General features: G+C 64.7%; 22 protein-coding genes. 11 read left to right on the top strand and 11 right to left on the bottom strand.

Features of this window, described 5'->3' with window-relative positions; translation table 11 throughout:
- Positions 1 to 68 precede the first annotated feature (68 nt).
- From EJC49_RS00805 to ccmA, 3 genes are read right to left on the bottom strand one after another with little or no spacing between them, the layout of a single operon-like run.
- On the bottom strand, positions 69 to 470 hold the full coding sequence (locus tag EJC49_RS00805) for an ACT domain-containing protein (RefSeq protein ID WP_126697548.1): 402 nt from the start codon (positions 468 to 470) through the stop codon (positions 69 to 71).
- Positions 470 to 1135 carry a heme exporter protein CcmB gene (gene ccmB, locus EJC49_RS00810; RefSeq protein ID WP_126697549.1) on the bottom strand — a complete coding sequence of 222 codons (666 nt, stop codon included), beginning with the start codon at positions 1133 to 1135 and terminating at the stop codon, positions 470 to 472. Before ccmB ends, EJC49_RS00805 begins: the two co-directional genes overlap by 1 nt.
- Positions 1136 to 1738 carry a heme ABC exporter ATP-binding protein CcmA gene (gene ccmA, locus EJC49_RS00815; protein WP_126697550.1) on the bottom strand — a complete coding sequence of 201 codons (603 nt, stop codon included), beginning with the start codon at positions 1736 to 1738 and terminating at the stop codon, positions 1136 to 1138.
- Between the two features lie 274 nt (positions 1739 to 2012).
- Between ccmA and acnA the strand changes: the two genes are divergently transcribed.
- Positions 2013 to 4706 carry an aconitate hydratase AcnA gene (gene acnA, locus EJC49_RS00820; RefSeq protein WP_126697551.1) on the top strand — a complete coding sequence of 898 codons (2694 nt, stop codon included), beginning with the start codon at positions 2013 to 2015 and terminating at the stop codon, positions 4704 to 4706.
- A 58-nt stretch (positions 4707 to 4764) separates the two neighbouring features.
- Here acnA and EJC49_RS00825 read toward each other — a convergent pair whose 3' ends face one another.
- Positions 4765 to 5466: a ceramidase domain-containing protein gene (locus EJC49_RS00825; RefSeq protein WP_126697552.1), complete on the bottom strand. Its 702-nt coding sequence runs from the start codon at positions 5464 to 5466 to the stop codon at positions 4765 to 4767.
- A gap of 140 nt (positions 5467 to 5606) precedes the next feature.
- Between EJC49_RS00825 and EJC49_RS00830 the strand changes: the two genes are divergently transcribed.
- Positions 5607 to 6374: a DUF1223 domain-containing protein gene (locus tag EJC49_RS00830; RefSeq protein ID WP_126697553.1), complete on the top strand. Its 768-nt coding sequence runs from the start codon at positions 5607 to 5609 to the stop codon at positions 6372 to 6374.
- A gap of 450 nt (positions 6375 to 6824) precedes the next feature.
- Entirely contained in the window at positions 6825 to 7211 is a 387-nt protein-coding gene (locus EJC49_RS00835) for a DUF2794 domain-containing protein (protein ID WP_126697554.1), read from the top strand.
- A gap of 4 nt (positions 7212 to 7215) precedes the next feature.
- Here the strand turns inward: EJC49_RS00835 and EJC49_RS00840 are convergent, their stop codons facing one another.
- The 4 genes from EJC49_RS00840 to EJC49_RS00855 all read right to left on the bottom strand — a co-directional run bounded on the left by EJC49_RS00840 (position 7216) and on the right by EJC49_RS00855 (position 12138).
- Positions 7216 to 7785 carry a GNAT family N-acetyltransferase gene (locus tag EJC49_RS00840; protein ID WP_126697555.1) on the bottom strand — a complete coding sequence of 190 codons (570 nt, stop codon included), beginning with the start codon at positions 7783 to 7785 and terminating at the stop codon, positions 7216 to 7218.
- A gap of 106 nt (positions 7786 to 7891) precedes the next feature.
- Positions 7892 to 8671, bottom strand: a complete 780-nt coding sequence (locus tag EJC49_RS00845; RefSeq protein WP_126697556.1) for a Bax inhibitor-1/YccA family protein — start codon at positions 8669 to 8671, stop codon at positions 7892 to 7894.
- A gap of 211 nt (positions 8672 to 8882) precedes the next feature.
- Positions 8883 to 11432, bottom strand: coding sequence for an ABC transporter permease (locus EJC49_RS00850; protein WP_126697557.1), 2550 nt, complete (start codon positions 11430 to 11432; stop codon positions 8883 to 8885).
- Between the two features lie 10 nt (positions 11433 to 11442).
- Positions 11443 to 12138 carry an ABC transporter ATP-binding protein gene (locus EJC49_RS00855; protein ID WP_126697558.1) on the bottom strand — a complete coding sequence of 232 codons (696 nt, stop codon included), beginning with the start codon at positions 12136 to 12138 and terminating at the stop codon, positions 11443 to 11445.
- Between the two features lie 88 nt (positions 12139 to 12226).
- Between EJC49_RS00855 and EJC49_RS00860 the strand changes: the two genes are divergently transcribed.
- The 4 genes from EJC49_RS00860 to EJC49_RS00875 all read left to right on the top strand — a co-directional run bounded on the left by EJC49_RS00860 (position 12227) and on the right by EJC49_RS00875 (position 14311).
- Positions 12227 to 12862, top strand: a complete 636-nt coding sequence (locus EJC49_RS00860) for an arylesterase (protein ID WP_126697691.1) — start codon at positions 12227 to 12229, stop codon at positions 12860 to 12862.
- Positions 12863 to 12985: 123 nt separating this feature from the next.
- Positions 12986 to 13579: an RNA 2',3'-cyclic phosphodiesterase gene (thpR, locus tag EJC49_RS00865; RefSeq protein ID WP_126697559.1), complete on the top strand. Its 594-nt coding sequence runs from the start codon at positions 12986 to 12988 to the stop codon at positions 13577 to 13579.
- Between the two features lies 1 nt (position 13580).
- Positions 13581 to 13877, top strand: coding sequence for a 4a-hydroxytetrahydrobiopterin dehydratase (locus tag EJC49_RS00870; RefSeq protein WP_126697560.1), 297 nt, complete (start codon positions 13581 to 13583; stop codon positions 13875 to 13877).
- A gap of 50 nt (positions 13878 to 13927) precedes the next feature.
- Positions 13928 to 14311, top strand: a complete 384-nt coding sequence (locus EJC49_RS00875; protein ID WP_126697561.1) for a YkvA family protein — start codon at positions 13928 to 13930, stop codon at positions 14309 to 14311.
- A 27-nt stretch (positions 14312 to 14338) separates the two neighbouring features.
- Here EJC49_RS00875 and EJC49_RS00880 read toward each other — a convergent pair whose 3' ends face one another.
- Positions 14339 to 14914 carry a sigma-70 family RNA polymerase sigma factor gene (locus tag EJC49_RS00880; RefSeq protein WP_126697562.1) on the bottom strand — a complete coding sequence of 192 codons (576 nt, stop codon included), beginning with the start codon at positions 14912 to 14914 and terminating at the stop codon, positions 14339 to 14341.
- A gap of 345 nt (positions 14915 to 15259) precedes the next feature.
- Here EJC49_RS00880 and EJC49_RS00885 point away from each other — a divergent pair, with 345 nt between their 5' ends.
- The 4 genes from EJC49_RS00885 (at position 15260) to EJC49_RS00900 (ending at position 18369) form a co-directional block, all read left to right on the top strand.
- Positions 15260 to 15763: an invasion associated locus B family protein gene (locus EJC49_RS00885; protein ID WP_126697563.1), complete on the top strand. Its 504-nt coding sequence runs from the start codon at positions 15260 to 15262 to the stop codon at positions 15761 to 15763.
- Positions 15764 to 15879: 116 nt separating this feature from the next.
- Positions 15880 to 17109, top strand: coding sequence for a dual-specificity RNA methyltransferase RlmN (gene rlmN / locus EJC49_RS00890; RefSeq protein ID WP_126697692.1), 1230 nt, complete (start codon positions 15880 to 15882; stop codon positions 17107 to 17109).
- Positions 17106 to 17618, top strand: a complete 513-nt coding sequence (locus tag EJC49_RS00895) for a hypothetical protein (protein WP_126697564.1) — start codon at positions 17106 to 17108, stop codon at positions 17616 to 17618. Before rlmN ends, EJC49_RS00895 begins: the two co-directional genes overlap by 4 nt.
- Positions 17527 to 18369, top strand: a complete 843-nt coding sequence (locus EJC49_RS00900; RefSeq protein WP_126697565.1) for a GNAT family N-acetyltransferase — start codon at positions 17527 to 17529, stop codon at positions 18367 to 18369. The genes EJC49_RS00895 and EJC49_RS00900 overlap by 92 nt, the downstream gene beginning before the upstream one ends.
- Before the next feature lie 9 nt (positions 18370 to 18378).
- On the opposite strand, the gene EJC49_RS00905 is transcribed toward EJC49_RS00900, so the two are convergent.
- Both EJC49_RS00905 and EJC49_RS00910 read right to left on the bottom strand, forming a co-directional pair.
- The gene (locus tag EJC49_RS00905) at positions 18379 to 19053 is read right to left on the bottom strand and encodes an outer membrane protein (RefSeq protein ID WP_126697566.1); all 675 of its coding nucleotides are present in this window, start codon (positions 19051 to 19053) and stop codon (positions 18379 to 18381) included.
- 88 nt (positions 19054 to 19141) lie between these two features.
- On the bottom strand, positions 19142 to 19783 hold the full coding sequence (locus EJC49_RS00910; RefSeq protein ID WP_126697567.1) for a LysE family translocator: 642 nt from the start codon (positions 19781 to 19783) through the stop codon (positions 19142 to 19144).
- Positions 19784 to 19792 lie beyond the last annotated feature (9 nt).

The raw sequence follows: 19792 nt of genomic DNA on the forward strand, positions 1-19792 counted from the left end.
CGACCGTCGCAATTGATGGCGATCAAAGGGGCGTGATTTGGGCGGAATCCGCCCTGCGACGGAATGGCTCACGCGCCGGTGGCGATGGCGGACAGGATTGCCATCGCGTCTGCCGCGCGGTCCTCCGGCACGAAGAGATGGTCATGGTGAAAGGCCGACACCGGGTTGACCCCAATGCTGGCGGCGGCGAGCCTGGGCAGGATCATCGCGAGGAAGCCCACCGCCTCCAGCGACGAGTGGATTTCGAGCACGATGCGGCGGCAGGGAAAGGTGAAGACGAGGCCCGCCCGCTCCGCCTCCTCGCGCGGCAGGACCAGCGTCGTGCCTTCGGCCTCGGCGAAACGCATGAGAACGGCACTGACGACCGTTTCAGGGCTGCCGGCGGGGAGAAAGGCGAAGACGTAGACGGTCTCGTCGAGAGAGGGCGACATGCCGGCAAGCAGCCGTGCGAGGTTTGTCTCGCCTTGCATCAGTCCGCCGACCATCTGAGCGCCGCCGCCGCCGCCACCGGTCCGAGGACGGCGAAGAACAGCGTCATCGCCAGCATCAGCAGGAAGGGCGGCAGGAACGGGTCGGGCTCGGTGACGGCGCCGTAGCTGGCCGAGACGCCGAATATCAGCACCGGGATCACCAGCGGCAGGACGAGTACCGAGACGAGCAAGCCGCCCCGCGGCAGCGACACCGCCACAGCGGCCCCCGCCGCGCCGATGAAGGCGATGGCCGGCGTGCCGAAGAGAAGTGTGAGCGTCGCCGCGCCGATGCCGATGGGCTCCATGTTCATGAACAGGCCGAGCATGGGCGCGGCCACCACCAGCGGCAGGACGCTCGCGGTCCAGTGGGCGAGGCATTTGACGAAGACAGCGAGCGCCAGCATGCGACGTTCGCCGGCCATGATCAGGATGTCGAGCGAGCCGTCGTCGCGATCGGCCTGGAACAACCGGTCGAGGCCGAGCAGGCTGGCCAGCAGCGCGCCGATCCAAAGGATGGCCGGGCCGATGCGGGCAAGAAGGTTCAGGTCAGGACCGACGCCGAAGGGGATGACGGCCACCACGGCGAGGAAGAACAGGACCCCCACCAGTGCCCCGCCGCCGGAGCGGATGCCGAGGCGCACGTCGCGGATGTAGAGGGCCAGCATCTAGGCGCCCATCCGCAATTCGTGCGTCCAGTCCAGCCCGAGCGGCAAGTGGGTGGCGGCGAGGATCATACCGCCATCTTCCAGGTGCGCGGCCATCAGCGCGGCAAACTGCGTCTCGGATGCCCGATCGAGCCCGGCGGTCGGTTCGTCGAGCAGCCAGACCGGCCGGTAGCTGACCAGCAGCCGGGCGATGGCGATGCGCCTTTTCTGACCCGTCGAGAGATAGCCCAGCGGCAGGTGGCCGATCTCGTCCAGCCCGACCATTTCGAGCGCCTCGGGTATGGGCACGTGCGGCTCGCCGAGATAGTCGCGCCAGGCGGCGAGGTTCTCGGTGACGGAAAGCGCCGGCTTCAGCGCGTTCTGGTGGCCGAGATAGTGGCTGGCGGCCATGACGTCTGGCCAGTCGGGCTCACCGCCCTCCAGGGTTACGGCGCCTCCGGCAGCAGGGAGCAGGCCGGCGACGATGCGCAGCAGCGTCGATTTGCCCGATCCGTTGGCGCCCGTGACGAGCAGGCCTTCGCCAGCGGTGAGCACGAAGGAGACGCCCGAAAAGATCGTCTCGCCGCCCCGTTCGCCGTCCAGTTCGTTTGCCACGAGGCGCATCGGCAGGCCCACCATACCATCGGCTGAAAGTCGTATTTGCGGCGCACCATAAATCCCGCGCGCGACACTGGAACTCTCTTTAGAAATTCTCTAAGAGGTCAGCAACCGTGCCAGCGGTCGGCACGGACACCAATCGAGCCGGACCGGCGCATCCCCGTCTTCTCAGCGGTGGACGCGCTTGGGAGCGGACAGCGGAAATGACCGTACCCGCACCTTTGCGCGTGATGCACTGGCGTCCGTTTCCACCCCGGCAACGAACAGTTAGGGATCGTACGTGTCAAACTCTCTCGACAGCTTCAACTGCCGCCGCACCCTCAAGGTCGGCGACAAGGACTACACCTATTTCAGCCTCGTGGAGGCCGAGAAGAACGGGCTCGACGGCATCGCCAAGCTTCCCTTCTCGATGAAGGTGCTGCTGGAGAACCTGCTGCGCAACGAAGACGGCCGCTCGGTCACCAAGGCCGACATCGTCGCGATCCGGGACTGGATTGCCGACAGGGGCACCGCGGGCCACGAGATCGCCTATCGCCCGGCGCGCGTGCTGATGCAGGACTTCACCGGCGTTCCGGCCGTCGTCGACCTGGCCGCCATGCGCGACGGCATCAAGGCCCTCGGGGGAGACCCGCAGAAGATCAACCCGCTGGTGCCGGTCGACCTGGTCATCGATCACTCGGTCATCGTCGACGAGTTCGGAACGCCGATGGCGTTCAAGCGCAACGTCGACCTCGAATACGAGCGCAACGGCGAGCGCTACCGCTTCCTGAAGTGGGGCCAGCAGGCCTTCAAGAACTTCCGCGTGGTGCCGCCCGGCACCGGCATCTGCCACCAGGTCAACCTCGAATATCTCGGCCAGACGGTTTGGACGAAGGACGAGGACGGCGAGACGGTGGCCTATCCGGACACCTGCGTGGGCACCGATTCGCATACCACGATGATCAACGGCCTGGGCGTTCTCGGCTGGGGCGTCGGCGGCATCGAGGCCGAGGCCGCCATGCTCGGCCAGCCGGTTTCCATGCTCCTGCCGGAGGTGATCGGCTTCAAGATCACCGGCAAGCTCAAGGAAGGCGTCACGGCGACCGACCTTGTGCTCACGGTGGTCCAGATGCTGCGCAAGAAGGGCGTGGTGGGCAAGTTCGTCGAGTTCTACGGCGAAGGCCTCGCCAACATGACGCTGGCCGACCGTGCCACGATCGGCAACATGGGCCCGGAATACGGCGCGACCTGCGGCTTCTTCCCGGTCGACAAGGAAACGCTGAACTACCTCACGGTCTCGGGACGGGCATCGGACCGTATCGCGCTGGTCGAGGCCTACAGCCGTGCGCAGGAGATGTTCTGGATGCCCGGCGCGGCCGAACCGGTGTTCACCGATACGCTGGAACTGGACCTCGGCGAGGTCGTGCCGTCGATGGCCGGCCCGAAGCGTCCCGAAGGCCGCATCCCGCTGGAGGGCATCGCCGCCGGCTTCGAGCAGTCGCTGGTCAAGGAGTACAAGAAGGACGCCTCGGAGGCCGACAAGCGCTGGAAGGTGGAAGGCGAGGATTTCGATCTCGGCCATGGCGACGTGGCGATCGCGGCGATCACGTCCTGCACCAACACGTCGAACCCATCGGTGCTGATCGGCGCGGGCCTGCTCGCCCGCAACGCCAACCGGCTTGGCCTGAAGCAGAAGCCCTGGGTGAAGACCTCGCTCGCCCCCGGCAGCCAGGTGGTGGCCGAGTATCTTGAAAAGTCGGGCCTGCAGAAGGAACTCGACCAGATCGGCTTCAACCTCGTCGGCTTCGGCTGCACCACCTGCATCGGCAATTCCGGTCCGCTGCCGGCCCCAGTGTCCAAGACCATCAACGACAAGGGCCTGATCGCCGCTGGCGTGCTGTCGGGCAACCGCAACTTCGAGGGCCGCATTTCGCCGGACGTGCAGGCGAACTACCTCGCTTCGCCGCCGCTGGTCGTGGCCTACGCGCTCGCTGGAACGGTCACCAGGGACCTGACGAAGGAGCCGATCGGCCAGGACAAGGACGGCAACGACGTGTTCCTCCGGGACATCTGGCCGACCAACCAGGAGATCCAGGAGTTCATCCACAAGCACGTCACGCGCGATCTGTTCGTTCAGAAATACGCCGAGGTGTTCAAGGGCGACGAGAACTGGCAGGCCGTGCAGGTTCCGGCCGGCGAGACCTACGCCTGGGACGACGACTCGACCTATGTGCAGAACCCGCCCTATTTCGTCGGCATGGGCCAGAAGGCCGTCGACGTCGGCGACATCAAGGGCGCGCGCATCCTCGGCCTGTTCGGCGACAAGATCACGACCGACCACATCTCCCCCGCCGGTTCGATCAAGGCCGCATCGCCGGCCGGCAAGTACCTGACCGACAACGGCGTGGGCGTCGCCGACTTCAACCAGTACGGGACGCGGCGCGGCAACCATGAAGTGATGATGCGCGGGACCTTCGCCAACATCCGCATCCGCAACTTCATGCTGGGCGAGAACGGCCGCGAAGGCGGCTACACGATCCACTATCCCTCGAAGGAGGAGATGTCGATCTACGACGCCGCCATGCAGTACAAGCATGAAGGCGTGCCGCTGGTCGTCTTCGCCGGCGTGGAATACGGCAACGGCTCCTCGCGCGACTGGGCGGCCAAGGGCACCAACCTGCTCGGCGTCAAGGCGGTCGTGGCGCAGTCCTTCGAGCGTATCCATCGCTCGAACCTGGTCGGCATGGGCGTCATCCCCTTCGTCTTCGAAGAGGGCACGTCCTGGGCCTCGCTCGGCCTGAAGGGCGACGAGACGGTGACGATCGAAGGCCTGGAAACCATCAAGCCGCGCCAGACGATGGTGGCCAAGGTGACCTACGCGGACGGCGCGACGCGCGAGGTACCGATCATCTGCCGGATCGATACGCTGGACGAGCTCGACTACTACCGGAACGGCGGCATCCTGCAGTACGTGCTGCGCGACCTGGCTGCGTAGGCGACACGCGTCGTTCGTAAGAAACAAGGCTGCCGGGAATTGCTCCCGGCGGCCTTTTTCATGGCCTGTGCGGCCCTGTGATCGGGACCGTGCCCGGCTGGTATTCGGGCCGCCCGTACCAAGCGACAGGGGCGAGGAGCACGCCGAGCAGAAGGCCGTTCAGCGTGTGCCAGAGGAAATGCGTTCCGAGCGGCAGCGCCTCGCAGATCTCGGCGTCGATCGACCGGAACATGGCCGAGACGAGCAGGATCGCGGCGGCGGCGAGATTGTAGCGCCCGGCCGGATGGCCGCGAAGCACGAGCAGCGCGCCGAAGACGGTTAGCGCCAGTAACGCCGGCAGGTATCCGGATGTTCCGTTGGTGGCCACGCGCACCCAGTCCGGCAACGCGGCGGTCGCCAGGCCCGCGAGCGCGAAAAAGACAACGAGTGCCAGCACGCTCGGCACCCATCCAAGGCCGACGAAGCGCTTCAGGTTGAACAAGGTCAGCGCCAATGTGAACACCGCGATCGGGAGGACGTCCATCCAGACCGTCAACACGTTCGCGAAGCTATGGAACAACGTCGATCCGACGCCGATGGCAACGACCCACCAGGCGAGGATCTCCGCGAAGAGCCCGGCCCCGTGGCGGCGAACCTCTCGCAATCCCCAGAACCCGGCGACGAAGAAGGCGAGGTTGGAGATCGCGTTGACCGGCTCGGACCAGAGCTCGGGCCCGGTTCGCTCGCAATAGGCGTCTATTCTGGCGAAAAGCGTGTCCATTTCGGCCTCCAGGTCTTCAAACGGCACTCGGCCCCGCCGTTCTCTCACCGCAACGTGACTTCCTGTTGAACTTCTCGGCTGACTATTGTCTGAATGACCAGAAGCGGACAGCGATCGTCCGGACAGCACCGAGATCGGATATGACCATCAGCCGACACCTGCGGCTGGCGCTTGCCGCCTTCACCTTGGCATTGGCCTCGCCCGCTCTGGCGCAGCAATCCGCCTTATCCGCGGACCGGCCTGGCGTCGTGGAACTGTTCACCAGCCAGGGATGCAGTTCCTGCCCGCCGGCGGATGCCAATCTGGCCGAGTTCGCCCAGCGAACCGATATCATCGCTCTCGCCTACCACGTCGATTATTGGGATTATCTGGGCTGGCGCGACACACTGGCAAGCCCGGAAAACACGAGACGCCAACAGGATTACGCGGCGGCGCTCGGCCAGCGTTCCGTCTACACGCCGCAAGCTGTGATCAACGGCATGGCGCACCGCAATGGCGCCGACAAAACGGCCATCGAAGGCCTGCTGGCCGAGACGACCCAGCAGACGACGCGAGCCGACCTCTCGATTCGGAAAGGCGCCGACAGCATCATCATCGAAGCAACGCGCAGCGGCGGCCACAACGAGAAGGTGAAGGCGAGCCTGCTTCTGGTCTTTTTCGATGCGAGGACCGTCGTCAAGATCCCGAGAGGCGAGAACGCCGGCAAGAACGTCGCCTACTGGAACGCGGTGACTGGTATCCAGACCGCCGGCATGTGGCATGGCGAGGATATGCGCCTTGAGATACCCATGAGCGAAGTTCGCAGGAAAGGAACCGGCGGTTGCGCGGCCCTGCTCCAGTCGCTGGGAAAAGACGGGGCCCCAGGAGCCATCATCGGGGCGGCGGTGCTGAAGCACCCCGGCATGTAGCCGTCATCCGCCGTTTGCGAAAAAACCGGCCGCCGAGATGGGGTGAAGACACCGGAAGCGCGAGCGAACGAGCCGCTTGAATGGGTTGTTGCCGAGTTGGTTCGGCCCAGCGAAGACACCGTGGGCGGGGGGCTTGGGGTTACGGAGCCAACGCCGAACCGAACCGTCTCAGGCAACGATCGGATCGTCGTCTTTCTTTGGGGCTGGAAGCGGGACAATTCGCGGCAGGATTGTGGCCGGCGATCACCAATTCGATCGCCCTGTTCTGCAAAGTGACCGCCGGCCTGCCTCCGACGGACTTGCAGTTAATAAGACTTAAACGGGAGTCAGCGCTCGCCGGTGGCAGGTCGAAGGTTCCGACGGTGTTTCCCCACCGGTTCAGGGGTTGAAATCGGGACCCGAAAGCGCAAACTTCGTCCTGTCGCAGAACTGTCATGGAAAGGCTGCCGCATGGTCGATCGCGCGAACGGAGCGGAGGGTGGGGAGGGATCAGCGATACTGATCCCCTTGCAGGACATCCGGCGCGATCGGGAAACCATCTCCGTCACCTTCGACCGTCGCGAACTCGACCAGATCCTTCGTGTGTACGGACGGATGGTCGCTGCAAACGAATGGCGGGACTATGCGATCGATCATCTTCAGGATCGCGCGGTCTTTTCCGTTTTTCGCCGTACCAGCGAAGTGCCGCTTTTCCAGATCGTCAAGAACCCGAAGCTCGCGCGCAAGCAGGGTGCGTACTCCGTGGTAGCCGCCAGCGGCAACATCCTGAAGCGCGGACACGACCTGGCGCGGGTGTTGAACGTGTTCGAGCCGACCCTGCGCCTCGTCGGCGCCTGAGAGCCTACAGGCTCCCCACGAAATTGCGCTCCGGCAGAGAGTCCGGGTCCGGCGGCGAGGCGGTCCCGCCGTTGAGCGTCAGTTGCATGAACACCGTGTCGAGCCACCGCCCATGCTTGTAGCCTGACCCCTCGAGGAGACCGGCATGGCGGAAGCCGAGGGCTTCGTGCAACCGCACCGAGGCCTGGTTGCGCTTGCCGTCGCCGATGACGGCCGCCATCTGCCGGAAGCCGAGCCGGGTGCACGCCTCGACGAGGGCCGACAGGAGAAGGCGTCCGGTACCACGGCCCTGCGCAGCCGGGTCCAGATAGATCGAATCCTCGACCATGAAGCGATAGGCGCGGCGCGGGCGGAACGGCCCTGCATAGGCATAGCCCACGATGCCCTGCGGCGTATCGGCGACCAGGTAAGGGTAGGAACCGGCGGAAAGCGCATCGAACCGCACCGCCACTTCCCGCACCGTTGGCGGTTCGAGTTCGTAGCTGGCAGTGCCCGTGCTGACGGCGTGCCCGTAGATGGCGGCGATGGCGGGAACGTCGGCGAGGGTAGCGGCGCGGATCGTGATGGGGCTCATTGTCCTAGGGTCTGTTGAGCTTCACCGGGAATGTGGTCTGGAAGAGCCCCAAAAGAAAAGGGGCGACCCGAAGGCCGCCCCCGTCATTCCGTTGGTCCAGCACGTCCTACTCGCGGTTGCCCAGGAACTGCAGCAGGAACATGAACAGGTTGATGAAGTCGAGGTAGAGGCGCAGCGCACCCATGATGGCCTTGCGGCCGGCAACGACGTCGTCGTCACCCTCGAAATACATCTCCTTGATGTTCTGCGTGTCGTAGGCGGTGAGGCCGGCGAACACCAGGACGCCGATGCCCGAGATCGCGAACTGCATGGCGGAGGACTGAAGGAAGATGTTGACGATCATCGCGATGATGAGGCCGAACAGGCCCATCACCATGAACGAACCCATGCCCGACAGGTCGCGCTTGGTCGTGTAGCCGTAGAGCGACAGCGAGCCGAAGGCGGTGGCGGTGATGAAGAACGTTTGTACGATGCTGCCGCTGGTGAACACCAGGAACACCGACGACAGGGAGATGCCGACCATCGCGGCGTAGAGCCAGAAGGTCGTCTGCGCGGCGGAGACGCTCATCTTGTGCACGCGGAAGGACAGGAAGAACACCATCGCGAGCGGAGCCAGCATGATGACCCAGCGCAACGGCGAGCCATAGACGGTGGCGCCGAGGGCGGTCAGCATCTTTCCATTGCCCAACGTCGCGACGGCAAGCGCCGGGTCGTTGGTCGTGGTCAGCGCAACCATGCCGAACGCGGCGACGCCGGTGATGGCGAGGCCGAGCGCCATGAGGTTGTAGACCTTGAGCATGTACGCGCGAAGGCCTTCGTCGATACCGGCGTCGGCTCGGGAGCCCGCCCCGGCGACGCGCGCATTGTAGTTGCGGATGTCAGCCATGTTTTCCTCTTACAGCTTCTTGTCCCGTCGGGTGTCGGGCGCCCCGGCTTTCGCGCACGGCCCCAGGCGCCGCTGGCGGGACTCCAGCATGCCTGTGCCTCAATATGAGGGTTGAAGCGCGCGAGGACAAGACCTGTTTCACCGCGCAACCACTCGTGATCGACCGGAATGGTGCCCTTCGCGGCCGTCGGGAGCGTTCAACCGGTCGTTGCTAAAGATTGCGCAGCACCGGTGCGGCCTTGTGTCCCAGAACACGCCACGTGCCCAGAAGGCCGAACCCGACGGTCAGAACAAGGGCGACCACCACCGTGGTGGCAGCGACCTCGGGGAGGAAACTCGCCGGCAGGTTCATGATGCGCGCCACGACGAACCAGGCCGCCACCCCGCCCGCCGCCAGCGCGAAGGTTGCGGTCGCCAGTCCGATCAGCAGGTACTCGATCGTGAAGGCGCCGATCAGCGTGGTGCGGGTGGCGCCGAGCATCTTGAGCACGACGGCGTCGTGGACCCGGGCACGATTGCCCGCGGCGAGCGCTCCGGACAGCACGAGGATCGATGCGATCAGGGCTACAGCCGCCGCAGCGCGGATGGCGGTCGCCAGTTGGCCGACGATCTGGTTGACGATATCGAGGGCATCCTTGACCCGGACCGTCGTGACCGCGGGGAACGTTCTGGTCACCTCGTTGAGGATGCGCGCCTCCTGCTCGGCCGAAGCCCCCTGGTCGAGAAGCGTCGCGAGCCAGGCATGCGGGGCACCCGCGAACGTGTTGGGCGAGAAGACCATCACGAAGTTGATGCCCATCGATTCCCACTCCACGTTGCGGAAGTTGGCGATGCGGGCGGTGATGTTGCGGCCGAGCACGTTGACGGTGATGGTGTCGCCGAGCTTCAGGCCGATTTCGCCGCCCTCCTCTGCCGCGAAGGAGACGAGCGGTTCGCCATCGTAGTCTGCCGGCCACCACGCACCTTCCGAAAGCGTCGAGTTCTCGGGGATGTTTCGGGCGTAGGTGATGCCGCGGTCACCGCGCAACACCCAGCGACCTTCCGGCGGCACTTCGATCTTCTGGACGTCGATGCCGTTCAGCGCCATCACACGACCGCGCAGCATCGGCACTTCCACCAGTTTCCCCCCCGGTGCGAGCCCCTCGACGAGGCGCGAGAAATCCTCGATCTCGCTGTTCTGGATGTCGACGAAGAAGAAGTTCGGCGCGCGCTCGGCGAGGCTGCCGCCGATCTGGTTGCGCAAATTGCCGTCCACCAGCGCCAGAGTGACGAGAAGCGTCAGGCCGAGGCCGAGCGACAGCACCACCGAAGGTGTCAGCGCGCCGGGCCGATGGATGTTGCCGATCGCAAGCCTGAGCGCAGTCGAGCGCACCCGTGGGCTGCGGCGGGCCAGCGCCTGCACCAGCGACGCCACGACCCGCAGCACGAGAAAGGCGGCAGCCGTCGCGACGATGAAGATCGTGGCGATGCGGCGGTCGGTCGAGAACCAGATGGCAAGGCCCGCCAGCGCGAGGGCGATCAGCATCGCAGCTGCAACATAGACCAGGCGAGGCATTCCGCTTGATTCGAAGCCCATCTCGCGAAACAGCGCCGTGGCTGGAACGTCCCGGGCGCGGCCGAGCGGCAGGATGGCGAAGGCCAGCGTGACGAGCACGCCGAACAGCGCGCCCATGCCGAGCGCGTCCCAGTAGATCGAGGCTTCGGCGGGCACGGGCAGCACCCCAGCCAGCGCAGCGCTGGCCGCGAAGGGCATCAGGGCGGCCAGCACGAGACCGATGACGATGCCGACCGCCGCGATCATCAGGATCTGGACCAGATAGACGATGAAGACGAAAGCACCCGACGCGCCGAGGCTCTTGAAGGTGGCGATGACCCCGCGCTTTCCTTCCAGGTAGGCACGCACCGCGTTGGCGACGCCCACCCCGCCGACCACCAGCGATGTCAGGCCCACGAGGGTCAGAAACTGCGAAAACCGCTCGATGTTGGCCGACAGCGCCGGCGCTGCATTGGTGCGCGAACGGATGCTCCAGCCGGATTCGGGAAATTCTGCCGCGGCGCGGTCTCGAATCCGCTGGATCGCGCCTTCCCCGGCGCCCTCCGGCAGCCGGATCTTGTAGGCATACTCGACGAGGCTGCCAGGCTGGACGAGGCCAGAGGCGGTCAGACCATCGAGGGAGACCATCAGACGCGGGGCAAATCCGAATCCGTCGGAGACGAGGTCCGGCTCGGCGTCAATCACCGCGCGCAGTTCGAACACTTCACCGCCGAGCCTCAACCGCGTCCCGAGATCGATGCCCAGGCGATCGAAAAGGAGCTGGGGCGCCACCGCTCCCCACGCCCCGTCTTGCTGTCCAAAGAGACCGTCTAGGTCGAGCGAGGGCGTCGTCTGCAGGCTGCCATAGAGCGGGTAGTTTCCGTCGACCGCCTTGACCTCGACGAGAGTCTGGTCCGACCCGTCCTCGAGACGCGCCATGGAACGCATGTTGGCGTTCTGCGCCAGCGGCCCGAAACTGTCGAGGAACGTGTACTCCGCGTCCGTCGCCTGGCGATGGATGAGTTGAAAGCGGATGTCGCCTCCGAGCAGGGTCTGGCCTTCGTTGGCCACGCCGGTGGTGATGGAGCGGGCGACGGAATTGACGCCGCCGATGGCGGCGACGCCGAGTGCGATGCAGGTGAGAAAGATGAGGAAGCCGGAAAGGCCGCCGCGCATCTCGCGCAGAGAAAACCGCCAGGCGAGACCGAGGGTGCGCGATAGGGTCATTGCGGGCGCCTCAAGCCGAAACGGCGAGAATCTGGCCGCTTTCGATGCGACCCGAGCGCATGGCGATCTGGCGAGAGCATCGATTGGCGAGAACCGGATCATGCGTCACGAGAACGAGCGTCATGCCGCGCTCCGACGCCTTCGAAAAAAGCAGGTCCGCAACCTGGCGACCCGTTGCCTGATCGAGGTTGCCGGTCGGTTCGTCGGCGATGAGGATCTTGGGATCGGGCGCGAGCGCCCTCGCGATCGCGACGCGCTGCTGTTCACCGCCGGAGAGCTCGCCGGGATAATGCGTGACGCGGTCCTTCAGCCCGACCGATTCCAGTTCGCGCGCCGCAACCTCGAAGGCATCGCGCCGCCCCGCCAGCTCGAGCGGCACGGCGACGTTTTCCAGCGCGGTCATGTTTGGGATCAGGTGAAAGGACTGGAAGACGATGCCGACATTGAGCCCACGGAATGCAGCCACGGCGTCCTCGCTTCGTCCCGTCAGCTGTTCGCCGGCGATGCTCACCGTGCCGGAGTCCGTTCCCTCCAGACCGGCGATCACCATCAGCAGGGTGGACTTCCCCGATCCCGACGGCCCGACGATGCCGGTCGTCTCGCCAGCGGCCACCTGCAGGCTGACATCCTTCAGCACGTGGACCCTCGAAGCGCCCTGGCCGAGCGTGAGCGAAACGTTCTTCAGGTCGATCACTGCTTTTGTCACCGGATGCTGGCCCTATATGATTGGAGGAATGGAAGGCCGAGCGGCGGCGGTGTCGGCGTTTGGTATGGACAGATATGGGTGTTCGACAATGGGTTTCAAACAATTGCTACGCGCATTCGCCGCGGCCGGATTGGTCTGGACGGGCTGTATCCTGCCGGCTGCCGCAGACCCGGTCGAGATCGTCGGCTTTGGCGACAGCCTGATGGCCGGCTATCAGCTCGATGCCGGCCAGTCCTTCCCCGAAAGGCTGGAAGCCGCGCTGCGGGAAAAAGGCCACGATGTCAGGATCGCCAATGCCGGCGTCTCGGGCGACACGACGAGCGGCGGACTGTCGCGGCTCGACTGGTCGGTTCCAGACGGGACCGATCTCGTGATCCTGGAACTTGGGGCCAACGACATGCTGCGGGGTATCTCGCCCGACATAACCGAGCGCAATCTCGATGCCATGATCACACGCCTGAAAGAGCGCGGGATCGCCGTCCTGCTTGCGGGCATGATGGCTGCGCCCAATCTAGGCGACGACTACGCTGCTGCCTTCAATGGCATGTTTCCCCGTCTGGCCGAAAAGCACGACGTGATGCTGTATCCGTTTTTTCTCGATGGCGTGGCGACGAATTCCACCCTGCTTCTGGAGGATGGCATGCACCCGAATGCGCAGGGCGTCGACAAGATGGTGGCGAACGCACTTCCCATGGTGGAGCAGGCCCTGGCTGCGCTCGACTGACGACAGGCGGCCAGAATTTTGCTGCGGCGCACAATGAAAAGTGACTGGCGGCCGATATCGGACTTGCCGCGAGGTTGAATCGGTGGTTCGCTGCCCTTGACGGAGCGATTCGAGGAGGCAGCCATGCCGCGACTTTTCACCGCCCTCGAGATACCGCGTGATGCGGCGCTCTCTCTGTCACTGTTGCGCGGGGGCCTTCCCGGCGCCCGCTGGATGGATGTCGAAAACTACCACATAACGCTGCGGTTCATTGGCGACGTCGAGGGGCCAACGGCCGACGACATCGTCCACGGGCTGGATCGGATCAGCCGTTCCGCCTTCGAGATCAAGCTTTCAGGCGTCGGCGCCTTCGGCAACAAGAAGCCGCACGCTCTCTGGGCCGGCGTCGCGCCATCGGCCGAACTCGCTGCGCTTCAGGCCGAGATCGATCGGATCTGCCTGCGAAACGGCGCCCCCGCCGATGCCCGCAAGTTCACGCCGCACGTGACGATCGCGCGGCTGCGCAACACGAGCCCGCAGGAGCTGGCGCCCTATCTCTCCGCCCATGGAGGATTCTCGACGGTCCCGTTCAAGGTCGGACGCTTCGTCCTGCTGTCGTCGCGCGATTCGGTCGGCGGCGGGCCCTATGTCGTCGAAGAAGCCTGGCCGCTGGCCGGTTCTCGCGCGGCCGTTGGCAGTGGGCTCGCGGCTGCGGAAGCCTATCCGATGTGGCGCTGAGATGGCCGGCGAAAGGCTCGACGATGAAGCGGTCGCGACGGCTCTCGTCGAACTCGACGGCTGGAGCCTCGTCGAGGGCCGATCGGCGATCACCAAGACCTTCACGTTCCGCAACTTCAACGAAGCCTTCGGGTTCATGACGAGAGCCGCGTTGGCCGCCGAGAAGATGGATCACCATCCCGAATGGTCCAACGTCTACAAGACCGTCGACGTGACGCTTTCCACCCATGACGCGGACGGCGTGACCGATCTGGACGTGAGGCTTGCACGAAAGATGGATGGTTTCGCCCGGACCTGACGGTGTCGAGCGAACTTGCAGCCCGGACTAGCCGTCACCACATCTCGCCCATGAACGAGACCCTCGACCAGGAAAGCATCGCAGGCATTCTCGCGCCCGTCACGCCCACGGAGGAGCGCAGGCGCGAACGGCGCGTGCGCGAGGGGCTGTGGCGCGCGGTTCGGCGTGCCGCCGGCCAGATTCCCTTCATGGAGGAGGTCGTGGCCGGGTATTTCTGCGCCCTCGACAACCGGACTCCCACCCGGGTGCGCGGCACCCTGTTCGCTGCTCTGGCCTATTTCGTGATGCCGTTCGACGTCATACCGGACTTCATCCTCGGTCTCGGCTTCACCGACGACCTGTCCGCGCTGTTGGCCGCACTGGGGACCATTCGCACGCACATCACCCCGGGTCACCGCGCCGCGGCCCGCGATTTCCTCGACGAGATCAAATAGAGACTGGTTGCGACAGAGCGACGCCGCTCAGGCGTCCACGTCGATCCTGGGGTCGGCCTCGATCGCCTTTCGCAATCGCCCGAAGGCGAGCCTGATCCGCGACTTGACCGTTCCCAGCGGCAGGCCGGTCTGGTCGGCGATCTCGCTGTGGGACAGGCCGACAAAGAAGGCGAGCCGTATCAGTTCGACCTGCTCGGCAGGCAGTCCCTGGAGAGCGACGCGAACGCGTTCGTCGCGCTGGCCTGCGTCCAGCGCGACGTCGGGCGCTTCCTCGCCTTCCGGCTGAAGGATCGGATCGTCGGGGTCGATCAGGTAGGAACGGTCGCGGCGCAGCCCGTCGATCCGCCGATTCCGGGCGATCCGGAAAAGCCAGGTCGCCAGCGACGATTTCGTTGCATCGAACAGGTGCGCCTTGTGCCAAAGCACCGACATCACCTCCTGTGCGACGTCCTCGGCCGAGCCGCCGTCCATTCCAAGCCGCTGGAGATAACCATTGATGCGCGGAGCGAAATGATCGAACAGCGCGGCGAACGCCGCCTGGTCCCGCCGTTCCGCAACCAGGGCCGCAAGGCGTGCATACTCTTCTCGCGGCCCAGTCGTCATTGTCCTCGGACTCTTCGCCCGCGTTCCGGGCCGTTGTTCTCGACCGACCCTACGTAGCTCCACGTCGCGGCGCAATATGGCTTCGAAAGCTCGCCAGGCGGCAACCCAGACCGATGATCCCAAGCCGGCGACAAACTGTTGCCGCTTTCATCCGTTTCACAATTCGTGAAGTCGTGAAGGCATGCGCTCAGGGGTCTGCCAGGCACAGCGGTCGCAAAATCGAAACGGTGGGACGGGAGTTCACCATTTGGTAACCGCGATTAATTCAATATGAAGCGAACCGGTCCTCTAGGGCCGCTCTTGGATTCGCTCGATCAGGACACACCAGGACAACGGCAGGATAACATGCGTGCACTGATTTCGATCACAGCTGGCATCGTGGCGATGGCCGTCGCGGCACCAGCCCTCGCACAATCGGCCACCAAGGTCGGACAGTACAATGACTGGGGCACCTATTCCTATCAGGCCGACGCGGGCAAGGTTTGCTACGTGCTGTCGGTTCCGAAGGAAAAGCAGCCGACGAGCCTCGACCATGGCGACATCTTCTTCTTCGTGAGCCAGAAGCCCGGGCAGAACGTGGCTTTCGAACCGCAATTCATCGCCTCCTATGCGTTCCGGGAGAACTCCAAGGTCACGGTGAAGGTCGGCGACAAGGCATTCTCGCTGTTCACCAAGGGCAAGTCGGCCTGGCTGGAGAATGCAGCTGAGGAACCGCAGCTCGTGGCGGCGATGAAGTCGGGCTCCGCCATGCAGGTCAGCGCGACGTCGGGCCGCGGAAACCCGACCAATTATTCGTTCTCGCTGCGGGGCATAACCGCTGCGCTCGATTCGATTTCGGCCTGCAGGTAAGCCCAAAGCAGGGTTGGGAAACACGGCGTTGCCGGGGCGTGACCCCGGCCGCTTACTCTGTTATGAGACGTGCTTGATTGGCATTCGGCCCCGGCCGACCTTACCTTACCCCGACCATGGCCCTATCCTTCGACATCACATCCGCCGACACGCGGAACGCCCTTCGTCCAGCGACGAAGGAAAAGCCGCCGCTGATCGGTCTCTCGCGGACCGAACTCGCAGAGGCACTGGTTGCTTCGGGTATCGTACCCGAGCGGCAGGCCAAGATGCGCGCCAGCCAGCTCTGGCATTGGCTCTACGTGCGCGGCGTGTCCGACTTCTCGGAAATGTTTAACATTTCAAAGGATTTGCGCGCCACGCTCGATCGCCGTTTCTCGATTGCCAGGCCAGAAATCGTCGAAGAACAGATCTCGTCCGATGGCACGCGCAAATGGCTGTTCCGGTTTCCGCCGCGTGGTGCGGGCCGCCCCGTCGAGATCGAAACGGTCTACATCCCGGAAGAAGGTCGCGGGACGCTCTGCATCTCCAGCCAGGTTGGCTGCACGCTCACCTGCTCCTTCTGCCACACCGGCACACAGAAGCTGGTGCGCAACCTCACCGCCGAGGAGATCCTGGCGCAGCTGATGATCGCGCGCGACCGGCTGGGCGATTTCCCGGACCGCGACACGCCGGCCGGCGCCATCGTACCGGCCGAAGGCCGCCGCATCACAAACATCGTCATGATGGGCATGGGCGAGCCGCTGTACAACTTCGAGGAAGTGAAGAAGGCCTTGCTGATCGCGTCCGACGGCGATGGGCTGTCGCTGTCCAAGCGGCGCATCACGTTGTCCACCTCGGGCGTGGTGCCGGAAATCTACCGCACGGGCGACGAAATCGGCGTCATGCTGGCCATCTCGCTGCACGCGGTGCGCGACGACCTGCGCGACATGCTGGTGCCGATCAACAAGAAGTATCCGCTGAAGGATCTGATGGAAGCCTGTCGGGCCTATCCCGGACTGTCCAATGCGCGGCGGATCACCTTCGAATATGTGATGCTGAAGGACGTCAACGACAGTCTTGCCGACGCCCGCGAACTTGTGCGGCTGCTGCGTGGCATTCCGGCCAAGATCAACCTGATCCCTTTCAATCCCTGGCCCGGCACCAACTATCAGTGCTCCGACTGGGAGACGATCGAGAAGTTTGCCGACGCCGTCAACGCCGCCGGCTACGCATCTCCCATCCGGACGCCGCGCGGCCGTGACATCCTGGCGGCTTGCGGCCAGCTCAAGTCCGAATCCGAGCGAATGAAGAAGAGCGACCGGCTGGCGCTGGAGGCCATGATGATCGCGGGGCACGGCGAGGCTTGAGCCACGTCGCGCTCATCCTCGTCCGGTTCGCCGTCATCATTGCCGGCTACGTCTGCGCCGCACTCGCAGCCAGCACCGTTCTGCATCTCGCCTGGATCGGCGCGGCCGGGTTCGAGCCTGAACTGGCGCCCTGGGTGCTTCTCGGCAGCATCGCCTTTTCGATCCCTTTCGTCGCTCTGTTCATAGGCTATTTCGCCTTCCTGCCAGCCTTGGTGGCGATCGCAATCACCGAGTTTGCAAGGTGGCAGGACTGGCTGACCTATGCACTTGCCGGCGGCGCCATCGCGATCGTGTTGATGTCGGTGTTCTGGGGCAGGCGCCAAGGCGACCTGTCGCTCGAGTTCGAAGGCATGCCGCAGGTGTCGGCGGAGCGCCTCGACGATCCACAGGTGTTCGCGGCACTGCTCGCAGCCGGCTTTGTGGGAGGCATCGGCTACTGGATCGTGGCCGGCCGGGGAGCAGGCAAGTGGCGCCGCGCACCACGGGCGCGGATTCCTCCCTTGCCTTGACCCGATCGAGGGGCAGCGGCATATCAGAGCCATGCCGAAAATGCCCCAGCCGCCCCGCAAGCCGCCGCTCGTCACGCCTCTCGCGGCAATGAAGCTCAAGCCGGTTTTCGTCGACAGGGTTGGCAAGCTCGTCAGGCTTCGCACGCTCGTGCCCGGCGAGGTTACGCCGGAGATCGCCGACGGGCTCACCGATCCCGCCATCATGGAAGGCCTCAATGCCCCGCGTCGGGCGATGGGACTGGACGCCTTCCGCGCATACGTAGGCAGCTTCGACAACCTGCGCCGCAACCTGATGGCCATCCGCGATTCCGTCGATGACACGCCGCTCGGCCTGCTGTTTCTGGATGTCGACCTGCGCCACAAGCTCGGCTCGGCCCACATCGTCATCGGCAAGGGCGAGCATCGGCGGATGGACGTCATCTATGACGCGACGCGCGTGCTGATGTGGCACTTCTTCACCGAGCGAAAGCTGGAGAAGCTTACCTTCGCGCCACTTTCGCGAAACCGCGCAGCCGTCGCGGCCTGCCGTGTCGGGATGCTCCGGCTGGAGGGCGAGTTAAGGTCGCACCGAATCGACGGGCGCACCGGGGAACGGGTAGACCAGATGCTTTTCGCAATGACACTGGACGAATTCCGCCAGCGGATGAAGGCGCTGGTGGAACCGCCGGCCTTTTCTGGCGCGGGCGTGGCTTCAACGCACGTCGTAGATCAACTGATCGCCGCCGGATGGAAGCCGCCGGCACCAGGCTGAATCGTCGTATCAGAACCGGTAGGCGAGACCGAACTTGACGGCTTCGAATTTCGGTTTGAACGATGTGTTGGGGAGGCCTTCGCCGCCGAAGTTGATCGATTCAAACCTGTAGTTGAGGTACTCCGCCTTCAGCGACCAGTCGTTCGGCAGGGCGAAATCCACGCCGGCGCCGAAGACGCCACCCCACTTCACACCGGAATAACTCGCCGTGTCCGCAGTGTCGAAAAACGACGGGCGGGAATAGCTCGTCGCTTCGAAATGCCCGGCCGCGATGCCGCCGGTACCGTACACGAGAATACGATCGGTCGGCGTGTAACCGAGCCGTGCGCGCGCCGTGGAGACCCAGTCGACATCATAGGTGTAGGCTTCGCCCTTGCCGCCCGTCAGTGCATCTTCGTCGCCGAAGGCGAGATCGGCGGAATGGACGAAATCGATGTCGGCCGCGAGACCGTAGACGACCGGCCCGAACTGCCAGTCGTATCCGGCGAACACGCCGCCGACCATGACGTCTTCCCTGTAACCGCCGGCGAAATCGGTCGACGACGCCGCGAAATTCGTGGAGGAGAAGCCGCCGCCGATTTCTGCGCCGACATAGGGGCCGCTCCAGTCGAACGTCCGCTGTTGCGCCTGTGCTGCGGAAACCATGGCCACCACCGCAGCCGTTGCAATCAGAAATTGCTTCATGTCATCCCTCGTCGGTCGTTTTTCTGACTAGCAACAATCCCGGAACCGGACAAGTGCAGCGCAGCAACAGTCGTCGCGAAGCCGCATTCTATCGCGCCTGCGCCGTCAGGATCTTCACGGCAAAGGCCGAAAACACACCGGCGAACAGCCAGTCGATCGCACGCGTCACCTTGGGGCTGCGCGACAAGAGGCTGGCGAACCGGTCCGCCGCCAGAACCATGGGAATGGTCACCGGCAACGAGAGCGGGATGAACAGCAGCCCCAGGAACAGGAGCTTGCCCGCCGCATGCGGATCGTTTGCAGAGACGAACTGCGGCAGGAAGGTCATGAAGAACAGGATGATCTTCGGATTGAGCAGATTGATGCCGATGCCCGTGGCCCAGTTCTTCCAGAAAGAGCGAGCTCGTCGTTGCCTCGTCTCCGGCGAGAAGGCCGAGCCGTTGCTGATCGCCTGCCAGGCGAGCCAGATCAGATAGGCCGCCCCGACGATCTTCAGCACGAGGAAGGCCTGCGGGGACGCGACGATCAGCGCCGAAAGACCGAGCGCGACGAGTGTCGTGTGGATGGCACAACCCGTCATCGCACCGGCCATGCAAGCGAGACCGGCCGCCCTCCCCTCGGACAGCGCCCGACCGACGAAGAGGGTCATGTCCGGACCGGGGGTAATCGCTATGATGACGGTTGCGACGGCGAACTGGATGAAAACGGCGGCGTCGGGCAGAAACGACATGCGGGCGTG

Source organism: Aquibium carbonis (assembly GCF_003970795.1).
GTDB lineage: Bacteria > Pseudomonadota > Alphaproteobacteria > Rhizobiales > Rhizobiaceae > Aquibium > Aquibium carbonis.

Coding starts and splice junctions, on each gene's coding strand:
- EJC49_RS00805 (WP_126697548.1), bottom strand. CDS start 470: ATGCAAGGCGAGACAAACCTCGCACGGCTGCTTGCCGGCATGTCGCCC.
- ccmB (WP_126697549.1), bottom strand. CDS start 1,135: ATGCTGGCCCTCTACATCCGCGACGTGCGCCTCGGCATCCGCTCCGGC.
- ccmA (WP_126697550.1), bottom strand. CDS start 1,738: ATGCGCCTCGTGGCAAACGAACTGGACGGCGAACGGGGCGGCGAGACG.
- EJC49_RS00825 (WP_126697552.1), bottom strand. CDS start 5,466: ATGGACACGCTTTTCGCCAGAATAGACGCCTATTGCGAGCGAACCGGG.
- EJC49_RS00830 (WP_126697553.1), top strand. CDS start 5,607: ATGACCATCAGCCGACACCTGCGGCTGGCGCTTGCCGCCTTCACCTTG.
- EJC49_RS00835 (WP_126697554.1), top strand. CDS start 6,825: ATGGTCGATCGCGCGAACGGAGCGGAGGGTGGGGAGGGATCAGCGATA.
- EJC49_RS00840 (WP_126697555.1), bottom strand. CDS start 7,785: ATGAGCCCCATCACGATCCGCGCCGCTACCCTCGCCGACGTTCCCGCC.
- EJC49_RS00845 (WP_126697556.1), bottom strand. CDS start 8,671: ATGGCTGACATCCGCAACTACAATGCGCGCGTCGCCGGGGCGGGCTCC.
- EJC49_RS00850 (WP_126697557.1), bottom strand. CDS start 11,432: ATGACCCTATCGCGCACCCTCGGTCTCGCCTGGCGGTTTTCTCTGCGC.
- EJC49_RS00860 (WP_126697691.1), top strand. CDS start 12,227: ATGGGTTTCAAACAATTGCTACGCGCATTCGCCGCGGCCGGATTGGTC.
- thpR (WP_126697559.1), top strand. CDS start 12,986: ATGCCGCGACTTTTCACCGCCCTCGAGATACCGCGTGATGCGGCGCTC.
- EJC49_RS00870 (WP_126697560.1), top strand. CDS start 13,581: ATGGCCGGCGAAAGGCTCGACGATGAAGCGGTCGCGACGGCTCTCGTC.
- EJC49_RS00875 (WP_126697561.1), top strand. CDS start 13,928: ATGAACGAGACCCTCGACCAGGAAAGCATCGCAGGCATTCTCGCGCCC.
- EJC49_RS00880 (WP_126697562.1), bottom strand. CDS start 14,914: ATGACGACTGGGCCGCGAGAAGAGTATGCACGCCTTGCGGCCCTGGTT.
- EJC49_RS00885 (WP_126697563.1), top strand. CDS start 15,260: ATGCGTGCACTGATTTCGATCACAGCTGGCATCGTGGCGATGGCCGTC.
- rlmN (WP_126697692.1), top strand. CDS start 15,880: ATGGCCCTATCCTTCGACATCACATCCGCCGACACGCGGAACGCCCTT.
- EJC49_RS00905 (WP_126697566.1), bottom strand. CDS start 19,053: ATGAAGCAATTTCTGATTGCAACGGCTGCGGTGGTGGCCATGGTTTCC.
- EJC49_RS00910 (WP_126697567.1), bottom strand. CDS start 19,783: ATGTCGTTTCTGCCCGACGCCGCCGTTTTCATCCAGTTCGCCGTCGCA.